Source organism: Brevinematales bacterium (assembly GCA_026415355.1).
GTDB lineage: Bacteria > Spirochaetota > Brevinematia > DTOW01 > DTOW01 > SKYB106.
Genome location: JAOAHF010000010.1, coordinates 37202 through 53780, shown reverse-complemented (window position 1 = coordinate 53780; position 16579 = coordinate 37202). Strand labels below are relative to the sequence as shown.

Sequence of the window (16579 nt, the reverse complement as noted above, 5' to 3'; positions counted from 1 at the left end):
CCTTAAGAATTTATTTTCTCTTTTATCTTTTTACCTAACTCTGCAACCTCATTTTTCATTTTCTCTGGCAAGAAATCATAATATGCTAGAGTCATAGTAAATCTACCCACTCCTTTTGTTATAGAACTCAAGGCAGAAGCATATCTTATCATTTCAGACATAGGCACAAACGCGCTTATTATAACAGTACCATCTTCTTTTCTATCAATGCTACTTATCCTACCCCTTCTAGAGTTAAGATCTTCTGTTATAGCTCCCATATAACTTTCTTCGACAATTATTTTAGCATCCATTATAGGTTCAAGTATAGCAGGATTACCATTTTCAAGAGCAATCTTCATAGCATGCCAACCCGCTATCTGAAAAGAAATATCAGAAGAATCAACTTCGTGATAGGAGCCTTCGTAAAGTATAACTCTCACATCAACAACAGGATATTTACCTAAAACTCCTTCTTCCATAGCACTTAAGACACCCTTTTCAACTGAAGGTATAAACTGTTTTGGAATGTGTCCACCTCTTATCTGATCAACAAACTCAAATCCTTTACCTCTTTCCAAAGGCTCAACTCTTATGAATACTTCACCATATTGACCATGTCCACCTGTCTGTTTTTTATGCTTATAATGAGCTTCAACAGTTTTTGTAATAGTCTCTCTATAGGGTATTTTAGGAGTATCTAAACTAAAATCTATTTTATATCGTTCCTTGAGTATTTCAACATATATATTAAACTGATTTTCCCCCTGACAATGCACCTCTAGCTCCTTCGAAAAATCATTAAACTTGACAATAAATGATGGATCCTCTTCAGAAAACCTACCCAAAAGCTCAGCCAATTTATCCTCATCACCTCTATTTTTACCTATTACAGAAGTGAAGAATATAGGGTTAGGCAGAGCAAGATGTTTTAACTTCACATCAATCTTGTCAGAAACCAAAGTATAACCAATTTTCACTCCTTCAATTTTTGGAACTGCAAATATGTCACCAGCTCTAACCTCACTAATTTCCTCAAGAGACTTACCAAAACATAGGTAGATATGTTGAAATTTTACACTAGAAGATGTTTCAGAAATATAAAATTCACTGCCTCCTTTAACGCTACCAGTCCATACCTTGAAATAAACTATCTTTCCAGTATAGGGATCAATCCTAATTTTAAAAGGTGTAAGAATTGTAGTATTTTCTGTAGAGATATCTTGATTCATCTCTTTACCGTTTTTAATCACAACAAGTTCTTTATGTATATCAGGGGAAGGAAATTCTTCAACAACTATATCAAGTATGTTTAAAACACCAATATTATTAAGAGCAGAACAAGCAAATATCGGTATAATTTTCCCTTTTGAAATACAATCTCTAAGTCCACTTATTATCTCATCCTCAGACAATTCTTCACCAGACAAATATTTTTCCATAAATGCTTCATCTATGTCTGAAATATCTTCAAATATTTCATCACGATACTTACTGACAATCTCTTCATATTCCTTAGGTATATCTTGCTTTTTAAAGTTTCTACCATCATCGGTATATACAAGTAAATGCTTATGAATAACATCTATAGTACCTACAAAATTACCACCTTCAAAGTACGGTATCTCAACAGGAACAGCAATTTTACCTATCTTTGCTTTTATCTTATTTACTATATCATCGAAGTTACCAGTCATAGTATCAACCTTGTTTATTACTACAGATTTTGCCACATGTAACTCATCCACAGAATGCCATATTCTGTCAGTTTCAATAGTTATTCCTCTTTCAGCATCAACTACAAGTACTACATTCTCAACTACTTCAAGAGCCATCTCCATCTCACCTATGAAATCCACAAACCCCGGTGTATCAATAAAGTTTACTTTCTTACCTTTATATTCAACATATGAATATATACTCCTTATAGTCATCTTTCTCTTTATCTCCTCAGGATCAAAATCCATAACCGACGTACCTTTGTCCACACTACCTTTCTCACTAGTTTTACCTGTAACATAAAAAACACTATCAAGAAATGTAGTTTTACCACTCCTATGTTCACCTATGACTGCTATGTTTATAATATCCTTGGTATCATATACCTTCATACACTCCTCCTCCAAACCTAAACCATTATAAAAACAGTTCCTAACATTTTCAATAAATGTTTTACTGAATTTTGGTCAGCGTTTAATATTCCTTGAGAAGAGTATTCTAAATACTTTATCCCCATACCATAACCTCCTTCTCAACATCCAACTCTTCCAACAACCCCCTTACAAACTGATACCTTTCCACCAGCTCATTTTCTTCCCCTTCCTGTTGCTGGAATAAATCCCAGATATCCTCAAAATCCTAGACAAAATGATTGAAAGTACTATTTTTGTTATCTTTTCCAGATCTTAGGTGAAATGTCAAATAGAAAATCCAGGATAACTAAACACTCTTTATGGCATCAATAGGTTTCATATTAGACGCATGCCTTGAAGGTATCAAAGAAATCACTGCAGACACAAAAACTCCAAGCACTATAGCTCCAAGAATACTACTTCCTGTTATCATCCATTTGATAACATTATCCATAGGAAAATTCATATTCGAAAGAGATGAACTAAAATCAATACCCCATATTGATAAAGGTACATTTATGAGTACACCCACAATAACTCCACCTAAAGTACCAATAGTACCTAAAATAGTACCCTCAAGAGTAAATAGAGCAAGTATTTCAATTTTCTTGAAACCCATAGCTTTAAGAATACCTATCTCTCGCCTCCTCTCAAGGATTACCATCATCATTATACTCATTATAATAAAGGCTCCTAAAAGCGTAATAATAAAGTATATAATGTTGTATATACCTAGAACCTGATCTAACATTCCAGCCATACTACCGGAACTCTTCCAATCAACTGCTCTGAGATAACTAAACTCTTCATTCTTTGAGAAGAAATTATTCATCCTATCTGCAACTTCCTTAGCACGATTGTAGTTTTTAAGTATTACAATTATCTCCTGAACCATATCGTAAGCACCCAAAACATCTTTAGCATCCTCAAGAGAAATCATAAAAATGTTGCTATCTAAAGCATTAAGACCAGTACTAAATATACCAACAACCCTAAATCTAGGAATCCTTATACCTAAATCACTTCCCTGAAGCATTAAAGAAAAACTATCACCAACTTTTATCCCTAAAACCTCAGCCATCTTTTTACCAATTATTATTTCTCTATACTTAATACCATTCTCCTCAACAACCTTACCACTCAAATACCTACCATCAACAATACTCTTATGCAACATAATAAGGTCTTTTTCTTTCTGAATATCTCCAGCAAAACATATCCCAACTTTGTTATTACCATTAAACTCTATTAGAACAGGAAATCTAAACCTACCAGTAGCAATAACCAAATCTTCACCAACAATACTAGACACTAAATCCATTACCTTATCAGGGTTATTAATAGTATAATAAACTGGCATATAATCTAAATTTTCAAAATATTCCTTAGCAGCAATCCTAATATGACCAGTATCATTTTTAGTAGAATTTTTTATAATATTATCCATCATACCATCAATAAGCCCCTGTAAAACTACAACAGCCATAATAGCAATACCAACAGATAAACACGCTAAAATAGATCTACGACTGTTTCTCCTAATATTCCTAAAAGCCATCTTCAAAATCATACCTAACCCCCAAGTACAATAGCTATCCTAGTTTATATTATAAACTAGTTTACTTCTAAAACAAAAACTAAAATGAGTTACAAGTATATACTACCAAGCTATTTTGATTTAAAAGTTGAGAAACAAAAATGAAAGATTAATACTTTCTATTATGGTTATTAAGATTGCTTTTAGGAATGCATTAAAACACATTAAGAGGAATTTACTTATAATAGTAACAATAGTAGTAGGAGTAGTTGTATACATAACTATGGACTCTTTGTATAATGGTATTGATAGAATGTTTGTTGAAGGAGTTGTAAACTTTTCTGACAGTTCAATAACAATATACCCTGAAGAATATGACAAAAACCGGAAAGGTTTTCCAATAAGCAAAGGAGTAAAAAGTTTTAGTGAAGTAGAAAATATTATCAGAAATGAACTTAGGTTAAAAGAAATAACTTACAGAACTCAATTCTTGTGCGAAGTTATATTTGGTAATAAATCTAAATACATCGTTGGTATTGCCATAGAACCTGAAAAAGATAAAAAAGTCTTCAAGATAATTGAAAAGATCAAAGGCGAATATTTAAAAAACAAAAGAGAAATACTCATAGGAGGGTTTCTTGCAAAGTCACTAGGTGTCGGAATAGGTGATTACGTAACAATTTCCACTAAGACAGTTGAGGGTATATACAATGCTATGGAATTCAAGATTGTAGGAATAGTCGAAACGGGAAACGCACTAGTAGATGAATCTAGTGTTTTGATATCATACGAATCCGCTAATGAACTACTTAATCTGGGAGACATTAAAACCTCATTACATGTAAAAGTCGAATGGCATAAAGGAGAATGGATATCATCGTACACTCAAAAAGTAGAAAAAATAGCAAGTAAACTGAGAACAAAACTTAAAGGATACACAGTGTATACATTCAAAGATCTTCATGGATACTTTCTTGAGTTAATGAAACAAGGGGGAGTAGATCACTATTTTTTAATGGCTATAATACTCATAATAGCTGGCGTTGGAATTTCAAACACTATAATTATGTCAATATACGAAAGAAACAAAGAAATAGGTATATTGATGACAATAGGAATAAATCCTCGTAAGATAAGATCTATTTTTGTGACAGAAGGTATAATAATAGGTACTATTGGCGGTGTAATAGGTCTGATTTTTGGAGTATTGTTTAACTTGCTACTAGTTAATTACGGACTTGATCTTTCAATATTTGGAGGAAGCGGAACAGAATGGGGGATACCTACATGGGGGGTCATATATGGTGTCTGGAATACCTGGAGTTTGGTAATATGCTTTGTATTTGTATTACTAATATCTCTCATATCATCATACCTACCATCAAGACACATATCTAAACTAAAAGTTGTAGAATGTCTCAAATTTCAATAGGGCAATCATACAAACTTCAAACAATCTATAACCTTTAGTTTGGAAGCATACCTTGAAGGAATATAAGAAGAAATAATAGCCACAAGAAAAGAAAATAGAAAACCAATAACAAAAGCCCATATATTCCATTCACCATATAATACTCCCCAAACCGGCATACCTAGATTAGAAGGATCTAAATCTCTATACATTGAAGATACATCCCAACCTATATATATCATAAAGACATCAGCTACAAAACCTAATACAAGCCCCAAAAAACCACCCAAAATCCCAATCATAGTACCCTCTAACAGAAAGAGTCTTCTTACCATCTTAGGTTTCATACCCATAGCCATCAACATACCTATTTCTTTAACTCTTTCATAAACCGACATTAAAACACCATTAGCAATACCAACTCCAGCAATTACAAGAACCAAAAACGTTATTAAGTAAGACGTTATCCTCTTCTGCTCCATAAGAAGTAAAAAATCTCCATAAATATCCTTAATTGTATAAACTCTGTATTCACCTATTTTACTTTTTATTTCTTTCGAAACCATATCAAGCTTATTCAAATAAGAAGCAACACTTTCCCCTTTGTTCCAATTAACTTTCACATGTAACGATGTTTTACTGTTCCTAAGATTCAGTAGCTTATTAGCAGAACTATATGAAATAATAATTCCAGATTCATTTAAAGTAGTACTAGGAGAATTAACTAATCCAACAACCTTAAAATCCAAAGCATTATAACCCCCTCCAACTGTCTTAGCACTTATAGTTAAGTAGTCTCCAATTTTAATTCCTAGTTTTTTGGCAAGTATGCTACCCATCAAAACTTCTCCCTCAACATTGGAAAGATAATTGCCTATTATGTGTTTATTTATTTCAAAAACCTGTGTATCAATAAAAGGATTTACCACAGTACCCACTACATACTTAGACTTACTACCAAAAATTATCTCTCCAAGAAATTGTGTCCTATACACTACTCCCTCAACTCCTTCAACAGATAAAATAACGTCTTCTATACTATCATAATCCTTTATACCTTTATCAATAGGATATCCCCTACGATTCTCATCATATTCCTTAGAATACACGACTATTGAACTATCAGAAAACTTTACTATACTTTCAACTAACAATCTATCTATACCATTAAAAAGAGAATCCATTACTATATAAAACATGATTCCAACAGCAACAGTAACAACACTAATCAAAGTTCTTCTTTTATGTCTTAAAATATTCCTAAAAGCCATTTTTAAAATCATCTTCACCTCCTTTCATCAGAAACAATCTGTCCATCTTTCAGTAATATAACTCTCTTTGCGTGCCTTTCAATTTTTGGATCATGCGTTGAAAATATAAAAGTCGTACCTTCGATTTCATTCATCCTCTTCATAATTTCAATTATCTCCTCAGCAGTAACAGAATCTAAGTTAGCTGTTGGCTCATCAGCAAGCACAACTAAGGGTTTCTTAATCAAAGCTCTTGCTATTGCAACTCTCTGTTCCTGCCCACCAGAAATCTCTCTAGGATACCTATTTCCCATACCCCTTAATCCTACCATATCTATGAGTTTCATAACTCTTTCCTCCTTTTCAGACGGGGACAAACTATTGTCAATAGTCAAAGGTAACTCAATATTTTCCTTAACTGTTAATACAGGAATAAGGTTGTAAGATTGAAATACAAAACCGATGTTCTTCTTTCTATATTCTGAAAGAAAGTTTTCATCTGCTTTTGTAAGCACAGTACCATTGAAAATAACTTCACCACTAGTAGGAGTATCTAAACATCCTACAATATTAAGAAGAGTAGTCTTACCACTACCCGAAGGCCCCATAATAGCAATAAATTCTCCTCTTTCTATTTCAAGATTTATGTTCCTAAGAGCTAAGATTTTAACACTATCTTTACCATCACCTTTATGATATTCCTTTACTACATCTTTAAGCACTATTAAACTCATAATACACCTCCTCTATCTCACAAAAATTCAAACATAAAAATCATAAACTCTTAACCTCTTTATAGACTTTTACTATCCTCTCCACATTATCCAAGTAATTCTCTAACGCTCTCTTGCCTCTATCAGTAATAACTATTTCAGTTTTTGGCTTAGAGTTATCAAAAAATTTCTTAACATTAATATACCCTACTTCCTCTAAGTTCCTTATCTGTACAGATAAATTACCAGAAGAAAGTTTAGTAATATCCTTAAGCTCATTAAACGACAACTTTTTTTCAGGACTGACCGCTAAAGCAATCATAATAACAAGTCTTGCCTTCTCGTGTATGTTCTTGTCTAAATCAAAATTCATCTAACCCCCTTCCTCTTTGCCCTAACTGTAGTAAGAAGAAAAAATAAAATAAAACCCCAACCAAAAACAATCCCAACCCATAAGAAAACCTCAATATTTCTGTATACAATAAAAAAGGTACTCACAGCACTAGTAAGAATGATATAATAAGATATCAACTCTAGCTCTAGATTATAAAAAACAACACCATAAACCAAATAAAGAAGTCCAATTCCAACTCCAATAACAGGTAAAAGATACTGAGATAATCCATTTAAACTGAAGTATAACGAGAAAAAAACAATCAAAATAAAAATAATCACAAAAAATTTCAAAACCCCTACCCCTAAGATCCTATAAAAAAACGACGTAGGAGAAAAATTAGGATCCGCAACCTTCCAACTAAAAATCTTTACAATCCCTGCAATCAAAGAAATAAAAACTAAACCTAAAACTACTGAATACGTTACAACATTATCATCCAACTCTAAACCACTAACTTTAATTAAGTAAATACCCCAAAACACCAACAAAATCAACACACCAAAAACCAACGACAAATACCTCACAGCCTTAGATAACACAAACCTATCAACAACTTCCTTATCTCTATAAACCATATCCTTTATAATCCGTAACTCCTCCATTATGTCTCTTATATCCTTGTCCTCCATAACATCAATTCCCTCCAGTTTATATTATAAACTGGTTTATAACAGAAATACAACATCCTGAGTTCGTTTAAGAGCTAAGCGTCCTCTGTAAAACATCATCTGAATATTTTGTACTCAGATCTATCCAAACAAATCCAAAAGTTCACTACAAAAGAATATCTCATAAAACATGAAGGTATATGCCCGAAAGGTTAAATTCCTGTCACAAGATAAGGTATAGAACGTGTGAGGCTCTACAACTCTACTCCTACCTTCAGAGACACATACGGATAGGAGCTAAAGAGTTGGCTTAGTCCAAAAAAATACCCACCCTCAATAGACAGATCCACTTCCTTCCAATACAATGAAATTCTAGGTGACAGCGTGATCCCCGAGACACATGAAAATAAAACCTCTCTGTAATTACCAAATATTCCACCCAAGGACACAGGAATATTGAAAGTTATTATAGGGGTTGTTGGAACAGAGACAGATGCAGCTATTGAAAAATCCACAGAGATCCCTCTGAAGTCGTATGATACACACATCCTAGGAGAAACAGTTATCAAGTCTGTAGAGCTAAAGTAATAAAATAGCACCCTTACCTCATCGTACATTTCCACTCCGTCCCATAGAGTGTTTCTCAACTCCAATGAAAAGTTATCAACATCAAAATATCCTCCAACTTCAATACCAATCCTTTCGCTGTAGAGTAGTCTTCCAAAATTAACACCAACACCATAGTAATTTATTATCCTCGCTTCCAACCCAAAGCTATTTACCTTTTCGCCCACTACGACCTCCGTCTTAACCCTTGACATAGAGCTATCATTTATGAACCTATCATAATATCTATCCATCAGTGACAACGAGATGTAACCATCTAGTCCAAATCCTACATTAAGTGGCAGCACTACTACTACAAGGTAAGCCAAAACCCTATGCATAAGCTACCTTCCTTTTTTCATCTTTTCCTTGACAACCTCACTGAACCTTCTAAATCCTTCCGGTACCTCAAATTCCCTATCACTCAGTTTCTGCTTTTGTATAGCCATTATCTCTACATTCACCAATCTTTCTCCCCTCTGGTTATACACCACTATTTTCAAAGGAGCGATAGAACTTTTGTAAAGGTAATGGGCAGAAGCAGACACTAGAAAGCCTTCATTTCCGATCCTCTGAACTCCGATGAAAGGATTAAGAGCTATTTTTAAATCTCTGGTACCTATTGCTTCTACTCTAAAGTCCTTATCACTATATACAAACCTCTTAGCATCGAAACCAAGATACTTTTCGTCACCACCTTCACTGAGTAATATTGGTTTTTCTTCTACGTTCTTTATCATTACATCCAACGGCATTTCCATGTAGTATTTCTCGTCAACGAACACAAAAATACTCCTTCTGGCACTGAAATCAACTATTGGATACCCATTCGTGCCAGAGATCTGTTTCTCAGGTACCATTTTCATCTTACTGCCCTTTATGAATATCTTCACAGTATTGTCCATATCTTTCGAGAGAAATCTGCCAACCGCTATCCCCTCAAACTCTTCCGAAAACACGAGTGACACAGCAGTAAACAAGAGAAACAAACTAGCCAAAAACCTCCTCATATTACACCTCCCTATATTTTCCTATCTCTTATTTTCTTACCTAAAAGAACAAAACTAGTTATAAAGAATACAATAAAGAACACTGATAGAACCACAATCTCAACTACCATATCAGAAACGCCCAATTGTTTGAGAACACCTAGGCGATATACTCTGGTTCCGTAGTAAGGTGGGAAAATATATACCACTGGTCTTAGCCACGAAGGCATCGCTTCCATGGGTATGATAACATTACCGAATAGTATAGGCAAAACCGAAATCACTACTCCTGCCCTTATACCTTCATAGTCCTTCGAAGCAATACCTATCAATATCCCTATAGACACTGAAGCCAAGAGAAAAATCAGGGTTCCAGGCAATACAGTCCATATTCCATCATTTACGTTTATCTTGAAAAGAGGAACTGAAACCGAATACATAAGAACCATACTTATGAAAACAGCTAGCGTAAAAACAGCAAGATACGAAACTACTATCTCCAAGGAACTATACTTACCGAAGGTTATCTTTTGCCTGTTTGTGATAATCACCATAGCAACACCTACAACCGACATTATGAATGTCAAAACGGTTATAATACCTGAGACAATGTAATCCCCAAAGACAATATTTTCTATTCCCACAGCAGTTGTTATTTCAACAGGTAGGGGAGAACTCTCACTCTGTTTTGCGATCCCCATAAAAGTATTCATCAGCGTTGACACTACAACCCCAGAGACTATCATACTACTCTTGTCTAGCTTTATCCTTATCTTCTCGGAAATCTGATAAGAAGGGTCATCCACCTTTACAAGCATTTCCTTTGTGAAGTTTTCGGGGAAAACTATAACTCCCAAAACCTCCCCTTTCCTAACCATTTCCATAGCCTCTTCCTCAGTATCAACTTTAACTATCCTGATAATATTCCTATCTATCTTATCCAAGAATTGTTGAGACACTGAAACCTCACCCATGAAAGGTAGTTCCATACCAGTATCTTTATCCACCACAGCCAACGGTACATCCCTCACTCCATCCCCAAATATCAGGCCAATTATACCTATAACCACCGCCGGTACCAAAACCAGCACAACCAAAAACTTCCTGTTCTTCTCAAAAATCTCCCTCAAAAATTTCATACAACCTCCCCCATAATCTCAGAATATATACTACTCCTTTTCATATTCCTCCTCTAAAACTTCATCTCTAACCCTAAAGACGAGTATATAAGATTATAACCAATAATACCAAAAAAACCACCGATGTCTTTGTAGAAGAACCTAACGTCAAGGTAGAAGTCTACATTCTGGAACAGATTCTTCGTGACACCAAGGTAGGCTATAAATCCCTCTTTCTCGATATTTTCGATCAAAGATAAGCTAGCACTAGTCACAATATCATGTAGATAGGACAATTGTAACATCAAATACTGTCTTGAAACAAAAGGATAGGTTTTATGCCTAGTCAGCAAAATAGGTAAGACTCCTTCTGTATCAAGAGAGTTGAAATAATATTCACACCGGGTAACCAACCTTTCAAAGAACGAATAATCCAGCCCTAAAGCAAACTCAAAGTATCTATTTTTAGGTTCTTCATGATAGTTATACAAAAACTCACCATATATTCCTAACCCAATATCACCCTTAAACGATAACCCACTTCTTATTTCGTTATTTAAGCCAAAGTATCCAAGCACTCCCTCCATGTCGAACCCTGCCAACATGAATGAAGTCCTCAGTAAAGCATCAGAGTTTGTTACTATAGCTCTTGGCACAACTACTAGACTAATATCCCCCATATCACTCAAAAACACTCTGATCCTTAAACAATCCGAACCAACTCTTGAAAAGTTAATATCCGATATATCAAGTCTGTCGAAAAAATTAATAGGTGAAAAAACAACCCCTTGACCAAACCTAAGTAACTGCCGTCCAACTATAATATCACCCCAACCAAATCTAACCATAAGATAAAGCTTCCTCAGATCCACCAAAAGAAGAGCACTATCCCCCAACAAAATCGCATTAGTTTGAGAAAGGAGCACATTATAATATCTCCCTAACACTATGTTGAAGTCAATACTTCCATCTACTTTACCATAAGTAGTGTCATTGTTAACAAATTCTATTCTCAGCGTATTCTTACCGAGATAGTAGTAACTTTCTAGTCGATTATTTGATACCACAGTAGATATTCCAACATCTGTCCTGAAACGCCCAGACAAACTAATCCCGGCATCTTCCTGGGCAAAAACCATCCCCAGACACAAAAACAAAACAAGAACTAGAGAAAACCCTCTCATGCCCCTCACCTCTAGAAACAACAGCTACCTTTCAAGATACCTTTTGGTGAAAATACTATCCGAAATACCAACATCAAAGCTAGCATCTTGTATCTGAATCACAGTTTTTGTACTTTCCTTCAGCTTATCAGAAACTACAGTCTTTGTTGGATAATACTTATTATCAAACGTTCTAACCTCTTCAACCTCAGCAACCTTAAGAAGCCTACCACTCTGGGCAAATATCTCCTCTTTCCAAGGTATGAAAAACTCCTTGTCAACCCACATCTTTCTCTGATAGTAAGAAACATTCTCAACCTTAGCCCTTAGAGAAACAATATAACAGTCTCTTCCCTTTACTTTTCCCTCACCCTCAAGAGTAATACTATACTTTGTGTATATATCTTCCGATTCAAGTATATCCTCATAAGATACATCACTCCCCATCATTCCCTGCTTTAGTAAATGCCCTGATATCAGAAAAGTATTATTTTCAGACTTGTCATAAACCCACAACTGCCTACCAATCTTAAGATACCTTATGTTCCTATCCTCCTTATTAATGAACTCAACATAAGCTTTCTCTTCCCCAACCACCCACACCTTAAAAACCTTTACTCTAGGTGGTTGTCCCGGCAAATGTATCTCCATCCTCGCAGTCATAATAGCACTTTTGAAATCCAAGTTGCCATCTATCTTCCTCAAAATTTCCTCTCCACTCAACCCAAAACCATAACCACCACATACAAAAACAAATAACACCCAAAAAACCATAAAACCAGCACAACAACCCAATCTGGACATACCAACCTCCCCAAGGTTCAATTTATATTGTAAACTAGTTTACACAAAAAAGTAAAAATAAATGACTTTATTCAAGCTGGTAAAGGTTAAAAACCCTAAATCCACTTAGCCTTTTGAAAAAAAAAAAAAAGTAGAATACTTTCTTACACCAATTCTTACAAAACCTTTCTAAAAACTTCAATACTGTTGGAATACAATCAACAACATTTCACTCCACTTGAATTTAAATGACAATCTTTTTAATAATAGACTCATGAAGGTATATCTCAATGGACTTGTAGTTGTTAAGATAGGTGACATAACTGAAGAAGACACCGATGTTATAGTAAACGCTGCAAACTCTTCACTTATGGGCGGAGGTGGAGTTGACGGTGCAATACATCGTAAAGGAGGACCCAAAATTCTAGAAGAATGTAAGAAAATAAGACAAACTCAATATCCTGATGGATTACCTACCGGAGAGGCAGTATACACAACAGCAGGAAACCTAAAAGCAAAGTATGTAATACATACTGTAGGACCTGTTTGGAGAGGAGGGAATAACAATGAAAAACAACTACTTCAAAATGCTTACAGAAATAGCCTTAAATTAGCTGAAGAACTCGGTTGTAAAACAATAGCGTTCCCAGCCATATCAACAGGAGTTTATGGATACCCAAAAGAAGAAGCTGCCAAAGTAGTATGCGAAATCTTGAAAGAATATTCAAAGACCCCTAATACTATAGGGGAGATAAGATTAGTCTTCTTCTCTCAACAGGATTTTGATTTATTCACCAGCATAGCAGACAAAGAGTTTTAAAATGGTAGAGAAAATAACATACTATCTACTTGTAGCACTGTTATCTGGAACTATAATATACTTTTTAGGATCTATTTTGACTTTTATTGGAATAAAAACAAAAAGAATAAAGAGTATTCTAACAAATATTTCCATAGCTTCCATAGCTTACGGAGGAGGAAGCTTTTTAATCTACCTGTTTAGAAATCACGATATTGCATTTGTAATAGCAGGAAGTATTTACATCCTCAAATTTCTAACAGAAACAGATATGGCAAATAAAACTCTATACTCCCAGAAAAATTACAAACCCTATTACCTTACTACGATTGTCATACTTTTATTTCTCTTTATGATGATTATAACCAGAATTGGTAATAATTCAATTTACTCTACCGTTTTAGTGATGATAAACACCATCATTGGTACTGGATGGTTCCTAGACAAGAATTTTAGAATACTATCTTTAACTAACATCGTGTCAATACTATTCTTAGTGTTTCTAAGAGAATATCCAGCAACATCATTGCTATTTTCACTCATACCATACGGTATGAATTCAATTTACATAACTTCAAAAGATTATATTCAAACACTGAGATCCCTTGAGATCTTAACGAACAAAAGAGAAACCATAGTAGAACACCAAATTAGACAATTCAAAGAGTTTTTATTCTTACTCATAAAGAAGATAGAAGGAAGATACTCCTTTAGGAAAATGCATTCTTTTAACGTCTCGACAATATCCGAAGGAATAGCGAGAGAGTTAGGCCTAGAAGAAAAAGTAGTTAACTTGATAAAAGATGCAAGTATGATACACGACATAGGATTTATAGGTATAGATCATAGAAAATTAACAAAAGGTTCTGATTATGAGAAAGAAGCAGAAATTATAAAACATATATCGGTAGGTAGAAAAATAATTGAGAATAGCAATATTTTTATAAAATATCTACCTATAGTGTTATACCATCACGAAAAAGTAGACAGTAGCGGCCCTGAGAGATTAAGCGGTAATATGATACCTTTACCCGTGAGAATAGTTGCTGTAGCAGACAAATTCGAAAGAATGATAAATGGGAGAGAAAGTAAAAAGTTTTCAATCAAAGAAGCACTAGAATTCCTTCAAAAGAATACAAATCTCTACGATCAAGTTGTAGTCAAAGCTTTAGAAAGGTATGTATTGAAAAACTTCAACTATTGACTTTCATAACTTCAAAAAAAGCTTCTTGAGGAATACTCACATTACCTATCATTTTAAGTCGCTTTTTACCTTCTTTTTGTTTCTCAAGTAGCTTTCTTTTTCTTGTAACGTCTCCTCCATAACATTTTGCAGTTACATCTTTCCTGAGTGCTGATATATCTTCTCTCGCTATGACCTTGCTACCTATTGCTGCTTGTATTGCTATTGGGAATAAATGCTTAGGTATAAGTTTTTGCAATTTTTTAACAAGCTCTCTAGCACGATATTGTGCCACATCTCTATGAACAAGAAAGGATAAAGCATCAACAGGTTTACCATTCACTAGTATATCAAGTTTGACTATATCTGATTCTCTGTATCCTACAAGTTCATAATCCATAGAAGCATAACCTGAACTAACACTTTTAAGCTTATCAAAAAAACCATATATTACTTCAGCAAGTGGCATCTCATATTTAAGTTCAACTCTTTTCGAATCTATGTAATGGATACTTTTTTGTTCACCTCTCTTTTCCTTGACTATATTCATAATACTACCTATATACTCTTCTGGAGTAATTATAGAAACTACTGTATATGGCTCTTCAATGCTATCTATCTTTGCTAGATCTGGCATTTCCATAGGATTTTCAACGAAAATTGAAGTACCATCTCTCAAGTTAACCTTATATTTAACAGTAGGAACAGTACTAACAACAGAAACATCAAACTCTGTATCAAGTCGTTCCATTACAATTTGCATATGTAAAAGTCCTAAAAAACCACATTTAAATCCCATACCCATAGAAACTGAATTTACTGGTTCAAATGTTATTGAAGCATCAGTTAATTTAAGTTTATACATAACTTCTTTAAGGTCATTGAAATCCTCGTTTTCAGTTGGGAATATACAAGCATAAACCATAGGTTTAGGTTCTCTATAACCTGGTAGAGGTTCAGATGTCGGATTTGAAGATAACGTTATTGTATCTCCAACAGTAAAGTCAGATATGGATTTTATATTACCAATTAAGTATCCAACTTCTCCTGCGTTTAGTTCATCTTTTTTGATAAACTTTAGAGCCATAATTCCTACTTCTTCAACTTTATACTTCTTTTGTCCCCCCATAAAGAGTATCTCATCACCAGGCCTGACACTACCTTCAAAAACTCTTATTTTAGCTACTACACCTTTGTAGTTATCGTAGAAAGAGTCAAAAACTAACGCCTTAAGTGGAGCATTAGGATCACCTTTAGGTGGTGGTATTCTTTTTACTATTTCTTCCATTAGTTTATCAATACCTATACCCTCTTTAGCACTTATGAGTACTGCATCATCTGAGGGAATACCTAATTCCTTCTCTATCTCTCTTTTTGTAGCTTCAACATCAGCACTAGGTAGATCTATTTTGTTTATAACTGGTAATATCTCAAGTCCCTCTTCAAACGCAAGTAGAAAGTTTGTAAGTGTTTGAGCTTGAACACCTTGAGTAGCATCTACAAGTAACAGTACACCTTCACAAGCTTTAAGTGATCTTTTTACCTCAAAGTTAAAATCAACATGCCCAGGAGTATCTATAAGGTTGAAGATGTATGTATCTCCATCTTTAGATCTATACTCAAACGTCGCTGACTGTGCCTTGACAGTTATACCATGCTGTCTCTCAACAGGCATAAAATCTAAAGCAGGACCTTCATCATTCCCCTTTTCCTTAACCCCACCTATCTCAAGTAATCTATCAGCAAGAGTTGACTTACCGTGATCAATATGAGCTATTATCGAAAAATTTCTAATCTTCCTAATATCAACCATATTTTAATTTTATATGTTTGACCAAAACTCTATCAAAAAAGGTAGGAGAATATTATCAAACCAAAGTAGTAAATCAAGTATTTTAAAATGCATACAAA

At 34.4% G+C, this 16579-nt stretch carries 15 protein-coding genes; 3 read left to right on the top strand and 12 right to left on the bottom strand.

The window, feature by feature from the left end:
* Positions 1-2 precede the first annotated feature (2 nt).
* Both fusA and N2712_05075 read right to left on the bottom strand, forming a co-directional pair.
* Positions 3-2090 (bottom strand): elongation factor G, encoded by a 2088-nt coding sequence (gene fusA, locus N2712_05080; protein MCX8029353.1) that lies wholly within the window; start codon positions 2088-2090, stop codon positions 3-5.
* A gap of 328 nt (positions 2091-2418) precedes the next feature.
* Positions 2419-3681 (bottom strand): ABC transporter permease, encoded by a 1263-nt coding sequence (locus tag N2712_05075; GenBank protein MCX8029352.1) that lies wholly within the window; start codon positions 3679-3681, stop codon positions 2419-2421.
* Between the two features lie 151 nt (positions 3682-3832).
* Here N2712_05075 and N2712_05070 point away from each other — a divergent pair, with 151 nt between their 5' ends.
* The gene (locus N2712_05070; GenBank protein ID MCX8029351.1) at positions 3833-5080 is read left to right on the top strand and encodes an FtsX-like permease family protein; all 1248 of its coding nucleotides are present in this window, start codon (positions 3833-3835) and stop codon (positions 5078-5080) included.
* Between the two features lie 5 nt (positions 5081-5085).
* Here the strand turns inward: N2712_05070 and N2712_05065 are convergent, their stop codons facing one another.
* The 9 genes from N2712_05065 to N2712_05025 form a co-directional block, all read right to left on the bottom strand.
* A complete protein-coding gene (locus N2712_05065) occupies positions 5086-6342 on the bottom strand; it encodes an ABC transporter permease (protein ID MCX8029350.1) in 1257 nt (418 codons plus the stop codon).
* A 2-nt stretch (positions 6343-6344) separates the two neighbouring features.
* Positions 6345-7043 carry an ABC transporter ATP-binding protein gene (locus N2712_05060; protein MCX8029349.1) on the bottom strand — a complete coding sequence of 233 codons (699 nt, stop codon included), beginning with the start codon at positions 7041-7043 and terminating at the stop codon, positions 6345-6347.
* Positions 7044-7083: 40 nt separating this feature from the next.
* Positions 7084-7395, bottom strand: a complete 312-nt coding sequence (locus tag N2712_05055) for a transcriptional regulator (protein MCX8029348.1) — start codon at positions 7393-7395, stop codon at positions 7084-7086.
* Positions 7392-8048, bottom strand: coding sequence for a hypothetical protein (locus N2712_05050; GenBank protein MCX8029347.1), 657 nt, complete (start codon positions 8046-8048; stop codon positions 7392-7394). Before N2712_05050 ends, N2712_05055 begins: the two co-directional genes overlap by 4 nt.
* A 233-nt stretch (positions 8049-8281) precedes the next feature.
* Positions 8282-8974, bottom strand: a complete 693-nt coding sequence (locus tag N2712_05045; GenBank protein MCX8029346.1) for a hypothetical protein — start codon at positions 8972-8974, stop codon at positions 8282-8284.
* Positions 8975-8977: 3 nt separating this feature from the next.
* Positions 8978-9643: a DUF4412 domain-containing protein gene (locus N2712_05040; protein ID MCX8029345.1), complete on the bottom strand. Its 666-nt coding sequence runs from the start codon at positions 9641-9643 to the stop codon at positions 8978-8980.
* An 11-nt stretch (positions 9644-9654) separates the two neighbouring features.
* A complete protein-coding gene (locus N2712_05035; protein ID MCX8029344.1) occupies positions 9655-10761 on the bottom strand; it encodes an ABC transporter permease in 1107 nt (368 codons plus the stop codon).
* A gap of 53 nt (positions 10762-10814) precedes the next feature.
* Entirely contained in the window at positions 10815-11924 is a 1110-nt protein-coding gene (locus N2712_05030; GenBank protein ID MCX8029343.1) for a hypothetical protein, read from the bottom strand.
* 24 nt (positions 11925-11948) lie between these two features.
* The gene (locus tag N2712_05025; protein MCX8029342.1) at positions 11949-12707 is read right to left on the bottom strand and encodes an outer membrane lipoprotein-sorting protein; all 759 of its coding nucleotides are present in this window, start codon (positions 12705-12707) and stop codon (positions 11949-11951) included.
* Positions 12708-12960: 253 nt separating this feature from the next.
* Here N2712_05025 and N2712_05020 point away from each other — a divergent pair, with 253 nt between their 5' ends.
* The gene (locus N2712_05020) at positions 12961-13506 is read left to right on the top strand and encodes an O-acetyl-ADP-ribose deacetylase (protein ID MCX8029341.1); all 546 of its coding nucleotides are present in this window, start codon (positions 12961-12963) and stop codon (positions 13504-13506) included.
* A 1-nt stretch (position 13507) separates the two neighbouring features.
* The gene (locus N2712_05015) at positions 13508-14689 is read left to right on the top strand and encodes an HD domain-containing protein (protein MCX8029340.1); all 1182 of its coding nucleotides are present in this window, start codon (positions 13508-13510) and stop codon (positions 14687-14689) included.
* On the opposite strand, the gene lepA is transcribed toward N2712_05015, so the two are convergent.
* Entirely contained in the window at positions 14679-16481 is a 1803-nt protein-coding gene (gene lepA / locus N2712_05010) for a translation elongation factor 4 (protein MCX8029339.1), read from the bottom strand. The two genes, N2712_05015 and lepA, sit on opposite strands and share 11 nt — an antisense overlap.
* Positions 16482-16579 lie beyond the last annotated feature (98 nt).

Bases quoted from the DNA above. Each gene is read 5' to 3' on its own strand.
- fusA (MCX8029353.1), bottom strand. From the start codon at position 2,090: ATGAAGGTATATGATACCAAGGATATTATAAACATAGCAGTCATAGGT.
- N2712_05075 (MCX8029352.1), bottom strand. From the start codon at position 3,681: ATGATTTTGAAGATGGCTTTTAGGAATATTAGGAGAAACAGTCGTAGA.
- N2712_05070 (MCX8029351.1), top strand. From the start codon at position 3,833: ATGGTTATTAAGATTGCTTTTAGGAATGCATTAAAACACATTAAGAGG.
- N2712_05065 (MCX8029350.1), bottom strand. From the start codon at position 6,342: ATGATTTTAAAAATGGCTTTTAGGAATATTTTAAGACATAAAAGAAGA.
- N2712_05060 (MCX8029349.1), bottom strand. From the start codon at position 7,043: ATGAGTTTAATAGTGCTTAAAGATGTAGTAAAGGAATATCATAAAGGT.
- N2712_05055 (MCX8029348.1), bottom strand. From the start codon at position 7,395: ATGAATTTTGATTTAGACAAGAACATACACGAGAAGGCAAGACTTGTT.
- N2712_05050 (MCX8029347.1), bottom strand. From the start codon at position 8,048: ATGGAGGACAAGGATATAAGAGACATAATGGAGGAGTTACGGATTATA.
- N2712_05045 (MCX8029346.1), bottom strand. From the start codon at position 8,974: ATGCATAGGGTTTTGGCTTACCTTGTAGTAGTAGTGCTGCCACTTAAT.
- N2712_05040 (MCX8029345.1), bottom strand. From the start codon at position 9,643: ATGAGGAGGTTTTTGGCTAGTTTGTTTCTCTTGTTTACTGCTGTGTCA.
- N2712_05035 (MCX8029344.1), bottom strand. From the start codon at position 10,761: ATGAAATTTTTGAGGGAGATTTTTGAGAAGAACAGGAAGTTTTTGGTT.
- N2712_05030 (MCX8029343.1), bottom strand. From the start codon at position 11,924: ATGAGAGGGTTTTCTCTAGTTCTTGTTTTGTTTTTGTGTCTGGGGATG.
- N2712_05025 (MCX8029342.1), bottom strand. From the start codon at position 12,707: ATGTCCAGATTGGGTTGTTGTGCTGGTTTTATGGTTTTTTGGGTGTTA.
- N2712_05020 (MCX8029341.1), top strand. From the start codon at position 12,961: ATGAAGGTATATCTCAATGGACTTGTAGTTGTTAAGATAGGTGACATA.
- N2712_05015 (MCX8029340.1), top strand. From the start codon at position 13,508: ATGGTAGAGAAAATAACATACTATCTACTTGTAGCACTGTTATCTGGA.
- lepA (MCX8029339.1), bottom strand. From the start codon at position 16,481: ATGGTTGATATTAGGAAGATTAGAAATTTTTCGATAATAGCTCATATT.